Source organism: Dyella sp. 05T440, assembly GCF_056395965.1.
This window is the reverse complement of record NZ_JBFTKN010000004.1, coordinates 155,622-174,692: the sequence shown is the minus strand read 5'-3', so window position 1 is coordinate 174,692 and position 19,071 is coordinate 155,622. Positions and strand designations below refer to the sequence as shown.

19 protein-coding genes and 1 tRNA gene are annotated in these 19,071 nt (G+C 62.6%); 5 read left to right on the top strand and 15 right to left on the bottom strand.

The annotated features are described in order from the left end of the window. Window positions 1–171 precede the first annotated feature (171 nt). Together AC1DE1_RS06450 and purD are read left to right on the top strand one after the other, a co-directional pair. Entirely contained in the window at window positions 172–1,536 is a 1,365-nt protein-coding gene (locus AC1DE1_RS06450; RefSeq protein WP_477176603.1) for an AMP-binding protein, read from the top strand. Between the two features lie 873 nt (window positions 1,537–2,409). Next, entirely contained in the window at window positions 2,410–3,693 is a 1,284-nt protein-coding gene (gene purD, locus AC1DE1_RS06445; RefSeq protein ID WP_477177784.1) for a phosphoribosylamine--glycine ligase, read from the top strand. Window positions 3,694–3,766: 73 nt separating this feature from the next. Here the strand turns inward: purD and AC1DE1_RS06440 are convergent, their stop codons facing one another. From AC1DE1_RS06440 to AC1DE1_RS06430, 3 genes are all read right to left on the bottom strand, one after another. Beyond that, a complete protein-coding gene (locus AC1DE1_RS06440; RefSeq protein WP_477177785.1) occupies window positions 3,767–4,177 on the bottom strand; it encodes an SRPBCC family protein in 411 nt (136 codons plus the stop codon). Between the two features lie 45 nt (window positions 4,178–4,222). Next, a complete protein-coding gene (locus AC1DE1_RS06435) occupies window positions 4,223–4,669 on the bottom strand; it encodes an SRPBCC family protein (protein ID WP_477177786.1) in 447 nt (148 codons plus the stop codon). Window positions 4,670–4,754: 85 nt separating this feature from the next. Beyond that, window positions 4,755–5,411 carry a dihydrofolate reductase family protein gene (locus AC1DE1_RS06430; RefSeq protein WP_477177787.1) on the bottom strand — a complete coding sequence of 219 codons (657 nt, stop codon included), beginning with the start codon at window positions 5,409–5,411 and terminating at the stop codon, window positions 4,755–4,757. A gap of 231 nt (window positions 5,412–5,642) precedes the next feature. Here AC1DE1_RS06430 and AC1DE1_RS06425 point away from each other — a divergent pair, with 231 nt between their 5' ends. Beyond that, complete coding sequence (locus AC1DE1_RS06425; RefSeq protein ID WP_477179025.1) at window positions 5,643–7,517, top strand: MFS transporter; 1,875 nt, start codon at window positions 5,643–5,645, stop codon at window positions 7,515–7,517. Between the two features lie 46 nt (window positions 7,518–7,563). Here AC1DE1_RS06425 and AC1DE1_RS06420 read toward each other — a convergent pair whose 3' ends face one another. The 8 genes from AC1DE1_RS06420 to AC1DE1_RS06385 form a co-directional block, all read right to left on the bottom strand. After that, window positions 7,564–8,433 carry a beta-lactamase induction protein gene (locus AC1DE1_RS06420; RefSeq protein WP_441601927.1) on the bottom strand — a complete coding sequence of 290 codons (870 nt, stop codon included), beginning with the start codon at window positions 8,431–8,433 and terminating at the stop codon, window positions 7,564–7,566. A gap of 130 nt (window positions 8,434–8,563) precedes the next feature. After that, window positions 8,564–9,535, bottom strand: a complete 972-nt coding sequence (gene nudC, locus AC1DE1_RS06415; protein ID WP_441601928.1) for an NAD(+) diphosphatase — start codon at window positions 9,533–9,535, stop codon at window positions 8,564–8,566. 13 nt (window positions 9,536–9,548) lie between these two features. After that, a complete protein-coding gene (gene erpA, locus AC1DE1_RS06410; protein WP_441601929.1) occupies window positions 9,549–9,926 on the bottom strand; it encodes an iron-sulfur cluster insertion protein ErpA in 378 nt (125 codons plus the stop codon). 46 nt (window positions 9,927–9,972) lie between these two features. Further along, window positions 9,973–10,395: a bactofilin family protein gene (locus AC1DE1_RS06405; RefSeq protein WP_441601930.1), complete on the bottom strand. Its 423-nt coding sequence runs from the start codon at window positions 10,393–10,395 to the stop codon at window positions 9,973–9,975. After that, window positions 10,382–11,134, bottom strand: a complete 753-nt coding sequence (locus AC1DE1_RS06400; protein ID WP_441601931.1) for a DUF6776 family protein — start codon at window positions 11,132–11,134, stop codon at window positions 10,382–10,384. The genes AC1DE1_RS06405 and AC1DE1_RS06400 overlap by 14 nt, the downstream gene beginning before the upstream one ends. 105 nt (window positions 11,135–11,239) lie before the next feature. After that, a complete protein-coding gene (gene bfr / locus AC1DE1_RS06395) occupies window positions 11,240–11,710 on the bottom strand; it encodes a bacterioferritin (RefSeq protein WP_204634695.1) in 471 nt (156 codons plus the stop codon). Window positions 11,711–11,848: 138 nt separating this feature from the next. Beyond that, entirely contained in the window at window positions 11,849–12,049 is a 201-nt protein-coding gene (locus AC1DE1_RS06390) for a (2Fe-2S)-binding protein (protein WP_441601932.1), read from the bottom strand. Between the two features lie 169 nt (window positions 12,050–12,218). Next, window positions 12,219–12,776, bottom strand: a complete 558-nt coding sequence (locus AC1DE1_RS06385; RefSeq protein WP_441601933.1) for an RNA pyrophosphohydrolase — start codon at window positions 12,774–12,776, stop codon at window positions 12,219–12,221. A 183-nt stretch (window positions 12,777–12,959) separates the two neighbouring features. On the opposite strand from AC1DE1_RS06385, the gene AC1DE1_RS06380 reads away from it, so the two are divergent. Both AC1DE1_RS06380 and AC1DE1_RS06375 read left to right on the top strand, forming a co-directional pair. Then, window positions 12,960–13,036, top strand: a tRNA-Met gene (locus tag AC1DE1_RS06380). A 958-nt stretch (window positions 13,037–13,994) separates the two neighbouring features. After that, a complete protein-coding gene (locus AC1DE1_RS06375) occupies window positions 13,995–14,351 on the top strand; it encodes a hypothetical protein (protein WP_477179024.1) in 357 nt (118 codons plus the stop codon). Window positions 14,352–15,132: 781 nt separating this feature from the next. Here AC1DE1_RS06375 and AC1DE1_RS06370 read toward each other — a convergent pair. From AC1DE1_RS06370 to AC1DE1_RS06355, 4 genes are all read right to left on the bottom strand, one after another. Further along, a complete protein-coding gene (locus AC1DE1_RS06370) occupies window positions 15,133–15,669 on the bottom strand; it encodes an N-acetyltransferase family protein (protein ID WP_477179023.1) in 537 nt (178 codons plus the stop codon). Between the two features lie 91 nt (window positions 15,670–15,760). Beyond that, on the bottom strand, window positions 15,761–17,455 hold the full coding sequence (locus AC1DE1_RS06365) for a SulP family inorganic anion transporter (RefSeq protein ID WP_477179022.1): 1,695 nt from the start codon (window positions 17,453–17,455) through the stop codon (window positions 15,761–15,763). 61 nt (window positions 17,456–17,516) lie between these two features. Next, on the bottom strand, window positions 17,517–18,332 hold the full coding sequence (gene ppk2 / locus AC1DE1_RS06360) for a polyphosphate kinase 2 (protein ID WP_477179021.1): 816 nt from the start codon (window positions 18,330–18,332) through the stop codon (window positions 17,517–17,519). 316 nt (window positions 18,333–18,648) lie between these two features. Beyond that, the gene (locus AC1DE1_RS06355) at window positions 18,649–18,930 is read right to left on the bottom strand and encodes a hypothetical protein (RefSeq protein ID WP_477179020.1); all 282 of its coding nucleotides are present in this window, start codon (window positions 18,928–18,930) and stop codon (window positions 18,649–18,651) included. Window positions 18,931–19,071: the final 141 nt, after the last annotated feature.

The following is a 19,071-nucleotide window of genomic DNA, read 5'->3' as shown; positions in this document are numbered from 1 at the left end:
TGCTGACCGGGTCAGCGAGGATGAACGGTTTCCGCATGCCACGCGCTCTCAGTAGGGAGTGATTCAGTGGCTACCGCGAGGATGGCGATCATCGCGGGCTCTCTATTCCGTCCGCATGTCGGACCGGCCCAAGCCGGACCGAGGGGCAGACTGCCGTTGCCGGAGAACACCTTGGCCATCGTTTTTGAAAACGTCCAGCTCGAACGATCCGCCATCGAGTTGCCGTTGCTGGCGGCGACCGCGCCGGATCGCCCGCTGGTGTGGCGCGATGGCGAGCCGGTCACCGCCGCGCGCTTCCTGGCGCACGTGCTGGCGGTCGCCGAACAGCTGCCGGTGGCCCCTGCCGCCGTGAACCTGTGCGAAGACCGCTACGCCTTCCTGGTGGCCTTCTGCGCCATTGCGCTGCGTGGCCAGACCAACCTGCTGCCGTCCTCGCGCGCACCGCAGGCCGTGGCCGAGGTGATGGCCGCTCATCCCGGCAGCTATGCCCTGGGCGAACTTGCACTCGATGCGCCGCCGAGCCATTACCGGCATCTGCCGAACCTGATGGACGTCCCCGAGTCGCAGGCAGACCTGACGATTCCGACCCTGCCGGCCGACCAGGTCGTGGCGATTGGCTACACCTCCGGCTCGACCGGCACGCCCAAGGGCAACCCCAAGACCTGGGGCAGCTTCAACGCCAGCAATGCGGGCAACCTGCGCATGCTGCATGAGTCGGTGGGCAAGCAGTTCCACGTGGTGGCGACGGTGCCGCCGCAGCACATGTACGGCATGGAGATGTCGGTGCTGCTGCCCCTGCTCGGGCATATCGCCGTCCATGCGGGCCGCCCGCTGCTGCCGGCGGACGTCGCGGCAGCGCTGGCCGAGGTGCCCGCGCCGCGCGTGCTGATCACCACGCCCGTGCATCTTCGTGCGCTGATCGAATCGGGCGTGACGTTGCCGCCGATCGACGCCATGGTGTCCGCCACCGCGCCGATGCCGGTGGAGCTTGCGCAGGCGGCTGAGGCGCGTTTCGGCGCGCCGCTGCTGGAAGTGTTCGGATCCACGGAAACCTGCGTGTTCGCCAGCCGCCGTTCGGCCAATGACGAGCCGTGGCTGCTGTACGACGACGTGCAGCTGCATCCCCAGCCCGACGGCACGCAGGTGCGCGCACCGCAGCTGGATGAGCCGATGACGCTGGCCGACATCGTGACGCTGCATGACGGCGGACGCCGTTTCCGCTTGTGCGGACGTCATTCGGACTTGCTCGAGATTGCCGGCAAGCGTGCTTCGCTCGGTGATCTCACCCGTCGGCTGCAGGCGATACCGGGCGTGAAAGACGGCGTGGTGTTCCAGCTGGAGAACGGCGATGCGCTCGGTGTGCATCGCATTGCGGCGCTGGCGGTGGCGCCGGATATGGATGAGCAGACCATCCTGGACGCATTCCGTCAGTCGGTGGATCCGGTGTTTTTGCCGCGGCCCTTGAAGTTGGTGGCCGGGTTGCCGCGCAATGAGACGGGGAAGTTGCCGAGGGCGGCGTTGTTGGCGCTGCTCTAGCCTTGCTCCCTCTCCCCTGCGGGGAGAGGGCTGGGGTGAGGGGCGGGTGCTCGCGGGAACGTTTCTTCTTCGCCGTCGTCCCGGCGCAGGCCGGGAGCCAGAGCCTCGGTTTCTGGTTGCCGCCTCCCCGCCAGCGTGCCGCCTACGACGCGAAGCTAGTCCCTGTGGGACGCGGCGGGCGTTTCGATCGGCTGCCGCCGCTCGAGTCACTTTTCTTTTGCTGGCCCAAAAGATCCCTCGGGACTAGCTTCGCGTCGAAAGTAACCCAAAGAAAATGGCCTGATAACGCCCGCAGCATCGTGCTGGGATAAGCCCGATCGCTCGAGGCGCGTCTGGCGGGACAACCTCCGAGGGTACACAGGGGGTACTTCCAAGCGCTGCGCAACGCGCCCGAATCGCTGAGGACTTAAAGCAGGGCCTCGCTTCGCTTCGCTTTAGCCTTGGCACGCACATCGCGAATTGACTACCGCACCTGGCGCTTGTCTGTGGGAGCGCACCCTGTGCGCGACAGCCACGCCTGGGTGTACCGCTCCGTAGGTTTGTCGCGCACAGGGTGCGCTCCCACAAAGAGCCGACCGGCAAGATTGATCCGCCATCCACAGGCCAGCGCGATCCCTTGTAGGAGCGCACTTGTGCGCGACCGCGGAGCTCAGACGTACCGCTCCGTAGGCTGGTCGCGCACAAGTGCGCTCCTACAGTTGCGCCGTGGCCAGCTTGCCGCCACGCGATGCGCCGCACTCCTCACTCTCACCTGGCCCCAACCCAGCCTCCCGCTGAAGCCCCCCCCGGTGCTGCACTGCGAAAACCCCCGCCGCCCTTTACAATGGCCCGCTGCGCCGCTCCAGGCGCACCCCTACGGCAGTTGGAGTCCCCATGAAAGTCCTGGTCATCGGCAGCGGCGGGCGTGAACACGCGTTGGCGTGGAAGCTCAAGCAGTCGCCGCGCGTGAGCGAAGTGATTGTCGCCCCGGGCAATGCGGGTACGGCGCGGGAAAAGGGTGTGCGCAACGCCGACGTGGCGGTGACGGACCTGGAGGGTTTGTTCAAGCTGGCCAAGGACGAAAAGATCGGGCTGACGGTGGTCGGTCCCGAAGTGCCGCTGGTGGCCGGTGTGGTCGACAAGTTTCGCGCGGCCGGGCTGCGCTGCTTCGGTCCGCGCGCGGTGGCTGCGCAACTGGAAGGTTCCAAGGCATTCGCCAAGGACTTCCTGCTCCGCCACAACATTCCCACCGCCCGCTATGCGGTGTTCACCGAACTCAACCCCGCGCTTGCCTATGTGCGCCAGCATGGCGCGCCCATCGTGATCAAGGCCGATGGTCTGGCCGCGGGCAAGGGTGTAGTGGTGGCGTTGACGCTGGCGGATGCCGAGCAGGCGCTGCATGACATGCTGGGTGCGCATCAGTTTGGCGATGCATCCGCGCGCGTGGTGATCGAGGAATTCCTCGACGGCGAGGAAGCCAGCTACATCGTGGTGAGCGATGGCCAGCACGCCTTGCCGATGGCTAGCAGCCAGGACCACAAGCGCCGCGACGAAGGCGATATGGGTCCCAACACCGGCGGCATGGGCGCGTATTCGCCCGCGCCGGTCGTCACGCCTGACGTCGAGAAGCGCATCCTCAAGGAAGTGATCGAACCCACCCTGCGTGGCATGGCGATGGAAGGCGCGCCCTTCATCGGTTTCCTCTACGCGGGTTTGATGATCGATAAGAGCGGTACGCCCAAGGTCATCGAATTCAACGTGCGCTTCGGTGATCCGGAAACGCAGCCCATCATGCTGCGTTTGAAGTCCGACCTGGTGGACCTGATCGAAGCCGCGCTCGACGGTGAGCTGCATCACACGCATGTGCAGTGGGACGCGCGTCCGTCGCTCGGCGTGGTGATGGCAGCGGGCGGCTATCCGGGCAAGGTGCGCAGTGGCGACGTCATCACCGGGCTGGACAGCGATTTTGGCTCCAGCGTGAAAGTGTTCCACGCCGGCACGCAGCTCGATGCGCAGGGCAAAGTCGTCACTGCCGGCGGTCGCGTGTTGACGGTGTGTGCACTGGGCAAGGACATCGCGGCTGCTCGCGAGCACGCCTATGCGGCAGTGGCCAAGATTCACTACGAGGGCGGCTTCTGCCGTCGCGATATCGCGCATCGCGCGCTGCATCGCCTCTGAGCCGATCGATTCATCCCGCTGAAAGCCCCCGGATTTCCGGGACTTTTCTTTTGCATCATCCGTGACAGCGCATTCATCGCGCCTCTTCCACGATCTTCTTCAGCGAACGCAGTACGTCGCCAAAATCGCCCGTGACCTGCGGCCCGATCGCCTCAGCCTCGGGGCCGGTGATCCGGGTGGCGTAAGTCACTCTCACCCGATGTGGCGAGAGCGCTTCGATACGGTGGTCGACCACAACGCGCGTTTCATCGATAACGGTTGCGTCGGTAAAAGCCTTGCGCTCGTCCACCGCGATCAAGGTGCTGACGAACGCGTCCGTGCCCGGCGGCTGCATGGTGAAGGTGGTGCCGGTGGCAAAAGGCCCGTGCAACTGGATGTGTTCGACGCCTGCGTTCCAGTGCTTCCAGCCGTGCACATCGGCAAACACCGCCCAGACTTGCGCCGGTGTGGCGTCGATCTCGATGCCTTCTTCATGCGTCCACATGACAGCTCCTTGCGAGTCGTGGAACGCAGGCGTTCCATCAATGAATCAGCCGGGAATCTCAGGCTCGACCAGGCTTGCCAGATGCAGCAGCGACTCCTGCCAGCCCAGATAGCATGCCTCGGTGGGGATCATCTCCGGAATGCCTTCCTGCACCACGTTCATTTCCGTGCCGCAGGAAACTTGCCTCAGGGTGACCGTGGTCTGCATCTCGCCAGGCAGGTTCGCATCGTCGAAGCGCGCGGTGTAGCGAATGCGTTCACCGGGCACGAGCTCCCGATAGGTGCCGCCAAACGAATGGCTGTGACCGCTGGTGAAATTGGTGAACGACATCTGATAGGTGCCGCCGACCTTGCCATCCAGATGCTGCACCTTGCCGGTGAAGCCATTGGGCGGGAGCCAGCGCGCCATGGCGTCGGCATCGAGGAAGGCGCGATAGATCTTCTCGGGCGTAGTGCGAAGGACACGGTGGAGCGTAACGGTACCGGTGGTCATGCCTGGGACTCCTGTTCAGGGAAGAACGGTCCGCGGTGGGACCTTCATCCATACGACGAACCTGTCGCGCCTTTTTCGACGTCTGCTATCGATCCTCTCGACGCAGGATGACGTGAGTGGCGCGTTCGCCTGCGATGCTGTCCACCGCCTGGTAACCGAGCTCAGGCAGATCCAGGCCCTGGAACAAGGCTTCGCCACGACCCATCAACCACGGCCGCACGGCCAGATGAAGCTCATCGATCAGGCGCGCCTGCAGGTACTGGCGCACCGTGGACACACCGCCACCGATGCGAACGTCCTGGCCGTTCGCGGCGACACGTGCCTGTTCCAGTGCGGCGTCGATGCCATCAGTGACAAAATAAAACGTGGTGCCACCCGCCATGGTGAGCGGTGCGCGTGCGTACTGGGTCAAGACGAACACCGGCACGTGATACGGCGGCTCCTCACCCCACCAACCCTTCCAGCTGTCATCAGGCCATGGGCCACGAACCGGGCCGAACATATTGCGGCCAAGTATCCACGCGCCAATGTTCGCGAAGCCCTTTTCCGCCATGTCGTTGTCAATGCCGGTTTCGCCCTCGCTGCCGCTGTCGCCATGCATGCGCTGGAACATGCGGGTGGGGAAAACCCATTCCATCAGGCCCAGGCCACCCACGCCGAGCGGATGCTCAAGATCCTGGGCGAGTCCCGCGGCGTAACCATCCAGCGATACGGCAAAACTTTGCACGCGAACTCTCGACATGACGACTATCCGTGTTGGAGGAGTTACCTATCCGACGAACCATCGGCGCCGATATCGACACGAGCCGATCCCGGCGCCCGCAGACGCAACGGAGCATGCCAGAAAGCGAGCGGAAGCGATGTCGACGCCCGGTCGTCACCGCTTCCCGATGCAGACGCCGACGAGCGTCCGTGCGTGATGTCCCCGCTGCTATGCTCCGCGCGTGAAGGACACCACGCCACCGAGCTGCGCATGAGCCAATTCAACCTGCTGGGAAGCCGACGTTTCGCGCCATTCTTCTGGACGCAGGCGCTGGGCGCGTTCAATGACAATGCGTTCCGCAACGCGATGGTCATGCTGGTGGCGTTCCAGATGGGGCTGGATGACAAGACGGTGTCGCTCTACACCAATCTGGCGCCGGCCCTGTTCATTCTTCCCTACTTCCTGTTTTCGGCCACGGCCGGGCAGCTGGCGGAGAAATACGAGAAGTCGCGCATCATCCGCTATGTGAAGCTGTTCGAGATCGCTGCCATGGCGATCGCCGCAGTCGGCTTCTACACGCACCACACCACCTTGCTGCTGGTGGTGCTGTTTCTGATGGGGCTGCACTCGACCACGTTCGGTCCAATCAAGTACGCGATCCTTCCGCAGGCGCTGAAGCCGGAAGAACTGGTCGGCGGCAACGGCCTGGTGGAAATGGGCACGCAGCTGGCGATGCTGATCGGCATGATCGCCGGCAATTCGCTGATGTTGATTGCGGGCTACGGGCCCATCGCCGCCTCCGGAACCACCATCCTCATCGCGGTGCTTGGCTATCTCGCGAGCCGGCGCATTCCGCCAGCACCTGCCACGGCGCCGGATCTCGTGTTCAACTGGAATCCAGCCAGCGAAACCATGCGCGTGCTTGGCATCACCAAGCAGGATCGTCGCGTGTTCAACGCGGTGCTCGGCATTTCCTGGTTCTGGTTTTTCGGCACCGTGTTGATCGCGCAACTGCCCAATTACACGCGCCTCAACCTGGGTGGCGACGGTTCGGTCAATACGCTGGTGCTTACGCTGTTTTCGCTGGGCACGGGTGTCGGCGCCTTGCTGTGCGAACGCATGTCCGGACGCCGCGTGGAAGTGGGCCTGGTGCCGTTGGGTGCATTCGGCCTGACGGCATTTGGCGTCGATCTCTACCTGGCCCATCCGCATCTGGCGACCACGCATGGCCTGGACTGGCTGGGTTTCATCCATGGCGCGGGCAGTTGGCGCGTGGTGATGGATCTCACCCTGATCGGCGTCTTCAGCGGTTTCTACGTGGTGCCGCTGTTCGCCTTCGTGCAGGCGCGTACGCCGCGCGACCGGCTGTCGCGCGTGATCGCGGGCAACAACATCATCAACGCGCTGTTTATCTGCCTGGCCTCGGGTTTCGGGCTGGCGCTGGGTGCGCTGGGTTTCACCGCCGTGCAGATTTTCCTCGCCGCCGCGCTGCTCAACGTGCTGGTGGCGGCGTACATCTTCACCATCGTTCCCGAATTCCTGATGCGTTTCATCACCTGGGTGCTGGTGAATACGCTGTACCGCGTGCGCGTCGACGGACTGGAAAACATTCCGCAGGAAGGTCCCGCCCTGCTCGTGTGCAATCACGTGAGCTTTATGGACCCGTTGCTGCTGATGGCGAATCTGCGCCGGCCCGCGCGCTTCGTCATGTACTACAAGATCTTCAATATCCCGGTGTTGAAGTTCGTGTTCCGCACGGCCAAGGCGATCCCGATTGCAGGACAGAAGGAAGATCCGGTCGTGCTGCAGCGCGCCTATGACGAAGTGGATGCCGCACTCGCCGATGGCGAGCTGGTGTGCATCTTCCCCGAGGGCGGCTTGACCAAGGACGGCGACATCGCGCCGTTCCGGCCTGGCGTCGCGCGCATTCTGGAGCGACGCCCCGTGCCGGTCGTGCCTCTGGCCTTGCGCGGTTTGTGGGGCAGTGTGTGGAGCCGGCGCGATTCGATGTTGCACCGAGCGCGCCTGCCGCGACGCTTCCGCGCTCGCGTGGAACTGGTCGCCGGTACGCCCTATTCACCTCAGGACGTGCAGTTGGACACGCTGGAGGCTCGCGTGCGAGAGCTGCGTGGCGATTTCGCCTGACAGCTTGCTTGGCGATCGCACCGGTCCCGTGCGATCGCCCGCTTGATCAGCCCATCCAGCCAGCCAGTACGATCAGGGCCACGACACTGAGCCACGCCAGCAGTGCGCGCAGCAAGGCGCCGCGCAAGCGGATGAGTTCGGCCAGCGTATCGATGCGTTCCTCGGCGTAACCGTCGCCTGCTTCGATATCCACCTGCACATCCGCACGCGCGGCAGCGCCGAGGAAACCCGGGCCTTCCACGTACCAGCGGTTGGGCGGCTGTTGCTGGTGCCAGTGCTTCCACGCGCCAATCACTGCATCCCAATGGCCAACCAGGGCGAGCGTAAACACCATCAGCTGCGCCGGCAGCCAGTCGGCCACGTTGGCGAAGGCACGGGCGGCATGGCGCGCAGCGGTGTCCAGGCGCAGGGTCTGGTCACGGCCCAGCGTCTGCGCCAGGCGATAAAGCAGTGCGCCGGCAGGACCGAGCAGGAAGAACCACAGCAGCACGCCAAAGCGTCGGCGCAGCGCGGCATAGGCGGTCGCTTCACCAAGTGCGAGCGCATTCCAGGCCACCGGCTCGCCGTCGTCCGACAACGCCTGGGCGGCGGCTTCGCGTGACGGCTGGTCGGGTGCCTTGATGATGGCTTCGAGATCCGCTTCGTACGCGTGCGGACCGAAGCAGTACAACAGCACCACCAGGGCAAAGATCAGGCGAAAAAGATCGCTGCCCGGCAACAGGTCGATCAGCCATATCGCGATCAGACACAGCACCACCGGCACGCCCAGGGTCACCGCGACGCGCGCCGGACCGCTGGTGTCACCCAGCTGCGCCACCCAGCGCCGGAAGCCGCCGTCGCCGCGCCAGTGCGCGAGCTGCGGCATGACATGCACCAGGCCAAGTGCGATGAGTGCAGATAGCAAACTGACAGCCATGAACGCGTTACTCCCGGTCGATGGGCGCATTGTAGGACAACGCTGTGACGGGTCAGTGGGTACGCAGCCGGGCGTGCTGCTGGTCATTGCGGCGCAGGCCGGAACGACCGCCAGGGAGGTCCGGAAAACCTCAGCCCTTGCGCTGTGCTACCAACTCATCGAGCTCTAGGCCCGCCTGTTGGCGCAGCCAGTGCTCGAGCAATCGGTAAGACACCGACAGCGGCAACGAAGGCAGGAAGCTGCCATCGGCGATGCCGTCGACGATGTCCTGCGGCGTAAACCAGCGAGCCTCTTCCAGCTCTTGATCGCGCAAGCGGATGGTGCGTGACAGCGCCTTTGCCGTGAAACCCACCATCAGCGATTGCGGCAGCGGCCATGGTTGCGACGAGTGATAGTGCACCTCGCCCACGGTCACGCCGGATTCTTCCGCCACTTCGCGACGCACCGCATCTTCCAGTGATTCGCCAGGTTCCACAAAGCCCGCGAGCGTGGAATAACGGCCCTTCGGCCAGCCGGCCTGGCGACCGAGCAGGCAGGCGCCCTGGTGTTCCACGATGACGATGACGGCGGCATCCGTGCGCGGAAAATGCACGCGTCCGCATTCGGCATTGGTGCACTGCGCGCGATGACCCGACGCCACCAGCACCAGCGGCGAGCCGCAGTAAGGGCAATGTCGTGTTTCGCGCTGCCAGTGCACCAGACCCTTGGCGTAGGCGAACAGACCCGCTTCGTCGGCGGGCAGCAACAGGCCGATATCGCGCAGGCCGCCGCGGCGGGCACCGAGAGCCAGTTCCAGCGCTGCCGCACGTTCCGCCTCGTCGATCGCCAGCAGGAAACGCGGCTGCTCGTCCGCCAGGCCCATGAAGCTGGCCTTGATGTCGCCAAGCAGACGCTCGCGCTCGGCGCTGTCCAGCCAGCGCAGCGTGTCGCTATCGGGTAACAGGTAGGTCTGGCCGAGCGGGTCGATCAGCAGGTAGCGCGCGTTCTCGGATGCGCCCAGCTCGTTCACCCACATGCCTTCGTCGCGCCGTTCGGCGACGCGATCAAGGATCAGGCTGAGTCCCGCGAAAGTATTGGGTCGCGCCAAGGTGATGCGATCCATGCCGTGACGACTCTCAGGTGGAGAAGGACGAGCCGCAGCCGCAGGTGCTCTTGGCATTGGGATTGCGGATGACAAACTGCGAGCCGCTCAGGCTTTCCGAGTAGTCGATCTCGGCGCCGGTGAGGTATTGCAGGGACAGCGGGTCGACCAGCAGGGTGACGCCCTCGCGGTCGATCGCGAAATCGTCTTCGGCCTGGGCTTCGTCAAAAGTGAAGCCGTACTGGAAACCCGAGCAGCCGCCGCCGGTGATGTACACGCGCAGCTTCAGCTCCGGGTTGCCCTCTTCCTGGATGAGTTCGTGCACCTTGCGGGCCGCCGCCTCGGTAAACACCAGGGCAGAGCCGGCGCTGCGGTAATCGGGAACGATGGGGAGAGAGACGACGGTATCCATGATGCTCAAGTGGGGATGCGACAACGCGTACGCAAGGATACCGCGATCAGGCCGGTACGGCTTCGGCGTCCCGCATCGACGGCGCCGGCAGCTCGCGAGTCAGCTCGGCGGCCTGGTGGCTCATCCGCCCGTTGACCTGCGCGCCGGCGGCCATTTCTAGCGTTTTGTAGTGAACGTCGCCGATCACGCGCGCTTCGGGCGCCAGTTCCAGGCGGTCGCTGGCATGGATGTCGCCCCTCACTTGCCCGTTGATGATGGCATGGGGGACATGGATCTCGCCCTGCACGTGTCCGTTCTCGCTCAAGGTGAACACGGCGCCTGCTTCATCGGCCAGCACCGAACCGACGATCTGGCCGTCGAGGTGCAGCGCGCCACTGAAGCGCACGTCGCCGTGGACCACCGTTCCGCGGGCGATCAGGCTGGTGTCGTGGCTGTTGGGTGCGCGCTCGCTGCGCTTACGGTTGAGCATCTTGTTCCCCTTGGGTCGGTGTCAGGTGGCCCGACAGCGCCTCGCCCCAGGCGACCGCGCGGGTGACCGGGTCGTCCCCGGCTGGCTGGGCCTTGATGATCAGGCGGGTGGGCCGAAAATCGGTGGGCAACACGATGGTGCCCTGCAGCTGCTGGAAATATTTGAAGCGGAAAGGCATGCCGTCGCGCTGCGCGTTGTCGCCCAGCGCCGACCAGTCGAGCTGGATCACCTTGTCGCCGCGCAGGCCCTCGACACTCACGCTGGCGTTGCCGGTGACATCGTCACCGCGCTTGGCATTCTGGGTGAGGCTGAGCGTGAGGTTCCACGCGTGCGAATTGTCCACCGGCTGCAGGCGTACCTCCTGCACCTTGAGTCCCTCGCGCTGGGCATCGCCGCCGGTCAGGCGGGAGTAAAAGCCCAGGTCGGCGCGCAGGCCGCTGATTTCCTCTTCGCGCTCGCCCAGCGTCTTGCGCAACGAGCGCGTGGCGATGTCGGCTACCTGGCCCGCGCGCTGCAGGTTGGCCACCTGCTGCTGGAGGTCGTCGTTCTGCTGGGTCAGCGCCTTGAGCTGGCGCGCTTCATTGGCGGCCGGGGTGGCGCGGTGGGCAAGGCCGCCCACCACCAGGGCGACGATGACCAGGCTGGCCAGCCAGGCTGCGCCTAGCCACAACGCGCGGCGCCGCCCGACGGACGCGTCGTGCGGACGTACCACGAAGCGCGGCGGTGGGCGTGAAGCCATGCTTGGCTATCCGGGGGAAAGGCCAAGGTATAGCCCCGCTGTGTAGAAAGCGTCAAGGAACGGCGGCACGCTTTGCTCGCCGTTCCGGGGGTGCCAAATGGCCGATCAGCTGTCGATCTTGGACTGCAGGTAGCGCTCGGCGCTCAGGTCCTTGATCAGGCTGAACTGGGTTTCCAGCCAGTCGATGTGTTCTTCCTCGTCATGCAGGATGTTCTTGAACAGGTCGCGGCTGACGAAGTCGGCAATGCTTTCGCTGTGGACAATGGCTTCGCGCAGATCCTTCACGGCGGCCATTTCCAGGTCCAGGTCGCCCTGCAGGCATTCCACCGGGTTTTCGCCGATGCGCAGCTTGCCCAGGTGCTGCAGGTTCGGCAGCCCGTCGAGGAACAGAATGCGCTCGACCAGGTTGTCGGCGTGCTTCATCTCCTCGATCGATTCCTTCCTCTCGTGCTCCGCCAGCTCGTCGTAGCCCCAGTCCTTGTACATGCGGTAATGCAGCCAGTACTGGTTGATCGCGGTCAGCTCGTTGTAGAGGACCTTGTTGAGGAATTCGATAACTTTCGCGTCGCCCTTCATGGGAAGTCTCCTTCAGCGCAGAGGGCGACTATACGGCGAGTTTTTCAGCCATGTCGGAACGAGAATGACTAAGAGTTGCGCATGCAAAAACGCGCAGCTAATGCCGCGCGTTTCGGGGGAGATCTGTGGGGTGCCGGGTCAGGCGATGGCGACTACTGGCAGCGTCGACATGACGTGCTGCACCGCCTTGTCCAAGGTGGCGCGCGCTTCCTGTTCGCAACAACCGCAGCAGTCCGAACAGCCCGTGCGAGCCTGCAGCTCGGCGAACTGATGGACGCCTTCGCTGGCGGCCCGGCGGATGTCGCCGTCGGTGACGGCGTTGCACATGCAGATATACATGGCACATATGGGAACGCAAATGCGAATGATTGTCAACTCAGAACCCGTGCCGTTCCCGGCGGGGTGATTCAGCTGCCATCAGGGTTGGTGAAGAAGGCAAGCGGGCGAAATACCGCTCTGCCGTGGGCAAACCTGGGCATCGGCTATGGGCGAGTCGGCTGGCGGCCCGTCAGGCCGCGGCCTTGCCCTTGCGGGGGGTATCGCCCGCGTCCGGACCGTCGCGGTGCGGCAGGTCACCCAGCTGGACGCTCAGCAGGGTCTCCACCAGCGGCGCAAAGTGGCGCAACGCGCGTTCGTAGACCTGGCGCTTGAAGTTGACCACGTGGGCGGCCGGGTACCAGAAATCCACCCAGCGCCAATGGTCGAATTCCGGCTTCTCGCAGGCATCCAGACGCAGCGCTTCCTCGCTGCCCACCAGGCGGAGCAGGAACCACACCTGTTTCTGGCCGATGCAGGTCGGGTGCTGGTGGTGGCGTACATAGCGGCTGGGCAGGCGGTAGCGCAGCCAGCCGCGGGTCACGCCGATCACTTCCACATGGTGCGCGGCCAGGCCGGTTTCCTCTTCCAGCTCGCGGTACATCGCCTCCAGCGGCGTCTCGTCGCTGCGCATGCCGCCCTGGGGGAACTGCCAGCCATCACGATTGACGCGGCGCGCCCAGAACAGCCGGCCGTCCGCATTCAGCAGAACGATGCCCACATTCGGACGATAGCCATCGACGTCGATCATGTTGCCTCCTGGAGCCGGGCGGATACGGCGGACTACAGGAAACCACCGCGGCTCGGAGTCGATTCAAGCACAGCGCAGGAAGCGGGGGCAACCGGCCCCCTTGAACCGGAAGGCGCTGACAACTAAACTGCCGGGCCCTGCCTGGTCGACCTCACGTCGACAACCCTGGCGGGCGGCACCCAAGGCTATGTAGCTCAGCCGGTTAGAGCACAGCACTCATAATGCTGGGGTCGGTGGTTCGAGTCCACCCATAGCCACCATAAAATAATGCCCCCTTCGAACTTCTAAGTTCCTGATCGCGCGGGCAATTGTTTCCCTAATACGCTGATTCTGCGACGGTTTTTTTCGAGCAGCCCCAAGCCGCGAATTTCGGCGCCGTTCTTTTTGCGCCCTGAATGTGCCCGGACGGGGACGTCACAAATCCGAGTGACAACTTTTTGGCATGAGGCTCAATTTCGCGCCAAAATAAGGCCTTTCTGGCCTCGTTTCTGGCCTCATTTCAGACCGATCGTGCCGGTCCCTAGTCGCCCAAAACTTCCGGTCGTTGGTCCAATTGGCCCGCCTTGATGGCCCGGCCGCAACCACGTCTATTCGCCATTGGTTTCGAGGGGCGGATACGGTGCCGTGCGTTCGCGGCCCAGTATTTGAGGAGATTGCTCATCGGTCCGGATCTGGGCAGACCTCTCACTTCATCCTCCCAAAGTGGTCCTGGCTCGCTAACGAATTGGCGACATTGTGCAGGCCTTCGCGATAGCGGTCCTTGCGAAGCAATACTGCGACTTCACCGATGTGCGAGAGAGGGTTCCGCCGGCGGCGATAAAAGATGTCGCGATTGCGGGTCAGGTGGGAGCGACGCGGGAGCATTTCCGTCGGTATTGGGACGAACTCCGCGTGCCTTGAACTCCTTACACACACCCAAAACAAACAGGGCAGCCGAAGCGGAGCCTTGATGTTGGCTGGGAGACTAGGATTCGAAAGATTCGAACCCAGTCACCAAGAATCAAGGCCTTACGGAGCCCGTAGGCTGTGAGGTGGGAGCATTGTGGGAGCGAAGTGGGAGCATGGCAAGCCTACCTCCCAGCCAGTTCTCGGATACGTTGCCGTTCTGCAAACGCTCTCCTGGCACCAAGAGCTAGCCCAAATTTCTGAAGAAATCACTTGCGGCAAGTTCTTGCGCCTCGGAGGATGTGCCACTTCTGAATGGGATGCAGCGCACTTATGGCACACAACACGTCCGAATCGTTTTTTGCATTAATTGACGTCAATGGGCATCGGCGCGTACCGCGGAAAATCTCGGCCCGTGATGGCCGCTATGGCTATGCCGTTCATCCAATCGGCAAGGGGAACGATGCCTCGGCAGCAGACTACATTGAGGACGAAAAATCGATGGTCCAGGCTCTAGTGCTGCATGGTTGCGGCGTACGCGCGGTAGCAGTCGGTGGTCCACAGGATGGGCAAGTCAACACCGTGGGGCTGACCGGCCGGAAAATCCGCGGCTATTGGTTATGCCCGAGCAAAGTCGCGTGGGTTGTCGACGCCAAGTTGCAACCCGCCAATGAAAGCATGGGCCACTGACACATGGATCGATCGGCCGCGAAAGCTTGCGCCAAGTGTGGCGGAGTCCGCTTCAACAGCTGGAATCGCTGCATGGATTGCCGGAACCAGCGAGCACGCACGCGAAAACTGCGGATCGAGGCAAACGGTGGCCATCATACAGCTACGGAATGGAGGCAACCAAGAAGTTCCAAGCGAGGCCTTGATGGGCACGTTGTAACTGAACAGCGAGATCATTCGATGTACGGCGAACGATACGCGTGGTTCAGCGGACAATATGACGCGAAGTGGCTCTCTTTATGCTTCTATTCGCCATCTTTTCTTCCGACAGGACCACACGGTCTCGCTTGTTGCCGATGTGTCTTCCGCCGCTAGATGGTCGATGATCGGACGAAGGGTCGATGCTACTTTGGCAAGCGAGAGATTCAGCCAGTCGGTCGACGCCTCTGCATGCATGCTCAAGATCTGCGGCCTTCAGTGCGCCAATGTTAGTGGCCGCGCCTCGCAACGTATGAGCAGTCGCGAAGCGGTGCCGCGCAGGCGAGGAGCGTACTTCAAGCTTGAAGTCGCGACTGAATGTCTTTCGTGTTCCCATAGACCATCACCGATTTCATCATGCCACTTAAACTCGGTGTCCGTGAAACCGGCCGCAGTCCACATCGTCGTCCGGCCTATGAAGCTTCAGGGAACGCATCTCTGGCAGGTCACTATGCGGCACGCAACTGACCGGATCGCCCTTCTGCGAACATGCCGATACGAAGAGGATGAGCGAGGGTGTCTCATCCGGTACGTCGAAAACCCTTTACAGATCCAGGGTGACGCGCCGCAGCGAATAGTCATCCGGATAAACGCTGTCCTTGAAGCCAAGTCGCTTTGCCAGCGCGCGCATGCTCGTGTTGGTGGCCAACACGGCGCCCTCCATCTGACGAACCTCACGTGCGCGCGCCGTGTTGATCAGCTGCTCCATCAGTTGACGGGCAAGTCCAAGACCACGCCAGTCGTCGGCAACCGTGACGGCAAATTCGCAGCGCTCACCCGTTGCATCGGTCACGTAGCGAGTACCGCCGACCATGATTTCTCCAGAAGCTGCGTTGCTTAGCGCAACCAGCGCCACGACGTGGCCTTGTGGGGATGGCGCCTCGGGCCGCAGGATATGGGCCGGTACGTCGCTCACCGTTGCAAAAAAACGCGAATAGCGCGACTCATTGCCGAGCTTGCGAAAAGCATCGTCAAGAATGCCCTGATCTTTCGTTTGTATCGTCCGCACGTAAACCGTCCGGCCATCACGCAATGTCAGAGTCTGGAGAGGAATGCCATTATTTGAATCGCCGTGCTGCATTTCTGCCTCGATGAAAGACTTTTTTGGCTACCGATGAACGAGTGGTGACACCCATTTTCAGGAGAATGCCCTCTAGAAGGACCACGTCTCTTCACGGCTTCCAGTCCACCCTATGTTCCTCAAGGTAGGCATCGACAGCGGCGCCAATGGTGGGATGGAGCGTGCCAAAACTATCGAGCAGCCCGAAGCGCTCCAGCTTTTCCTTCACCGGGTCTTTTATCTCAGCGAATCGAAGTTCAATGCCTGATTCGCGCAAGGACCGTTCCAACTCGGCCAGCATGTCCGCTGAAGTTACGTCGATGCTGGTTACCGGTTCTGCGGCCACGATGATTCGCCGCGTCGCTGTTGGCGATTGCGCCACCGCCTCCAATATGCGCTGATGGAACAACTCGGCATTGGCGAAGAAGAGGGGCGCGTCCCATCGGAACAGAATCAGACCGGGAATAAGACGCGCCGTTGGATAGCGCTTGATATCGTGATAGCCCCTGATGCCGTCCACTCGGCCCATGACGGCGTAGTGCGGACGCCAGCCGTCCCACAGAAATTCGATGACGGCGATGGCGATTGCGATGCCAATGCCCGGAATAACTCCGAGAACTGCCACGCCGACGAAGCAAGCCATCGAAAGCCAAAATTCCCACTGCTGGATGCGGAAGATACGGTACAGGTCGTCAAACTCGAACAAACCGATCGCGGCGGCAATTACCACCGCCGCCAGGGCGCTGCTGGGCAAGTATTTCAGTAGGTTCGGTGCCAGTAGTAGCAAGAGCGCCACCGCCAAGGCACCCACCACACCCGTGAGCTGCGTCTTCGCGCCCGCGGCTTCGGCGACGGGTGTGCGCGACGAACTGCTGCTGATCGGAAATCCCTGGAATAGCCCCGCCGCCAGGTTCGCGACGCCCAGGCCGATCATTTCCTGGTTGGGATCGACCACAGCGCGGGTCTTGGCTGCATACGTGCGCGACAAGACACTGGTGTCGGCGAAGGCCACCATGGCCACGGCGCAGCCGCCGATCACCACTTGGCCGAGATCAGCCACACCGATCCACGGCATGGCGAACGATGGCAGGCCCTGCGGGAGCGGACCAAGTACCTTGACTCCCGCGCTGTCGGCCAGGCCGAACAGACCGACCATGATCGTGGCGCCCACCACGGCGATCAGGAGTCCGGGGATCCGCTTCCAGGGCTTGAGCACCAAGATAACGATGAGGGTGCCGATACCAACAAAGAAGGCGGTCCAATTGGCCCGGCCTTCAATAATCGCCTGGGCGATCCGTACGAGGTTGCGCAGCGGCCCGGCACTGTCGATGGAAAAACCAAGCAACTTAGGTAGCTGACTGATGAGCACGGTGAGCGCAATACCGTTCATATAGCCATAGCGAATCGGCTTGGACAGCAACTCCGTGACAAACCCCAGGCGCATAACGCCAATCAATGTACACACCAGCCCGGAAACGATCGCCATCAAACTGGCGACCGCTACGGCCCGTATCGGATCGCCCCCAGACAAGGGAAGCACAACCGCCAGAATCACAGCGGCGAGTGAAGAATCCGGCCCCAACACGAGAATGCGGCTCGGGCCGAAGATCGCATAGGCGAGCAACGGGACGATGGTGGCATACAGTCCATGGATGCCTGGAACACCTGAAGCCACGGCGTAGGCAATGCCCACCGGGACGAGCATGGTGGTCAGGACGAGGCCGGCCATGACGTCGTGCGGCAACCAGGCCGCTTTGTATTGGCGGGCGATTTGCAGTCCGGGTAGCCAACGCTGCCAGCCGTTCATGCCTTGTCCTTTGCAGAAGGGAGCAGTTCGAAGGTCAGTAATGAACGATCGCCACCTGCGGTCAGTACTGTTCCTTGACGTACTTGAATGGATAGTCCGGCTCGACATAATCACCGCGCTTCTGCCGCTTCGGGAATTTGATCTTCTCGCGCGGCAGCTCCTTATAGGGAACTTTGTCGAGCAAGTGTCGAATGACGTTGAGACGACCGCGACGCTTGTCATCTGTCCGCGCCACGTACCACGGCGCATACGGGGTATCGGTCGTGGCGAACATCTCGTCCCGAGCTCGCGAATAGTCGTACCACCGGCCATACGACTTCAGGTCCATCGGCGAGAGCTTCCAGAGCTTGCGTCCATCGTTCGCTCGCTCCCTCAGTCGCCGGGCTTGCTCCGCTTCGCTGACTTCCAACCAATACTTCAGAAGGACAACGCCCGACTCAACGATTGCTTTCTCCATGAGCGGCGCAACCTGCAGGAACCTGCGCACCTTTGCTTCCGCGGTGAACTCCATGACACGTTCAACGCCCGCACGGTTGTACCAGCTGCGGTCGAAGATCACGACCTCCCCTGCGGCCGGCATATGCTCCATATAGCGTTGCATATACATCTGGCTCTTCTCGCGATCCGTCGGCGCAGGCAATGCCACCACCCGAAACACCCGAGGGCTCACCCGGTCTGTCAGAGCCTTAATCGTCCCGCCCTTGCCCGCCGTATCGCGCCCTTCAAAGACCAAACAAACCTTGAGCCCCTTAGCGACCACCCACAGCTGCAGCTTGACCAGCTCGACGTGCAACTTCTCTAGCTCTGCTTCGTACTCCTTCCGCTTTAACTTTTCCGTCTTTGCGCCAGCCGCGTCGTCGTGTTCGTCGCGTTTCATGTCGTTTGCTCCACGGTGGGTTGTGATCGCCTGCCGTGATCTTCAACCACTCACTCGCCATCTCCAGGTTGAAGTACACGCGCTTCGTTGAGGGCATTTCAAACAACGTCCGCAAACATGGATCACCGAACTGGGGTTGCGCACGCCAGCAGACAACTCCCCCAGCGGTCGCGATGTACCGTCTCAACCACGATCTTCGACCAATGATCGAGGTCGACGAGGATGTGAGCCCAGTGGAGGGATCATTGGTTTCACATGCGCCATGAACCTCCGTGATGGAGTCACCGCGCCGTCGGAGACGAAGTACGCGCGCGCCTCACCGCACGCTTTTCTCATTTTCGAGGGATTTGTTGATGATTTCGCTATAGAGCTGGGCGATCCGCGCACCCAATGTATGGAACTCCGGATTGCGCACAACGAACTTCTCTGCCTCCTGGGCATCTTTGAGCGCATTTTTCAAAAATTCGAGGTCAGAGTCAGTTAGGCGTTCGCCGTTGTCGGTTCGCTGCTTTATCGCGAGCGTCCGAGGTAGCCGGAACTTCACCAACCGTTCGAGCAATACCTGGATCGTACCCGCGTCATCGGCCTGGTCGGACATCGGGGACCTCCTGCCTTTATGCGAGAACTGATTCTACTCTTCCACGTCGCGCGGCAACGCCTTCACAAAAACTTCATCAGGTGATGCAAAGACGCGTCTGAAACGGCTGCAACCACGAATCGTGTCTGAGTGGTCGCCGGT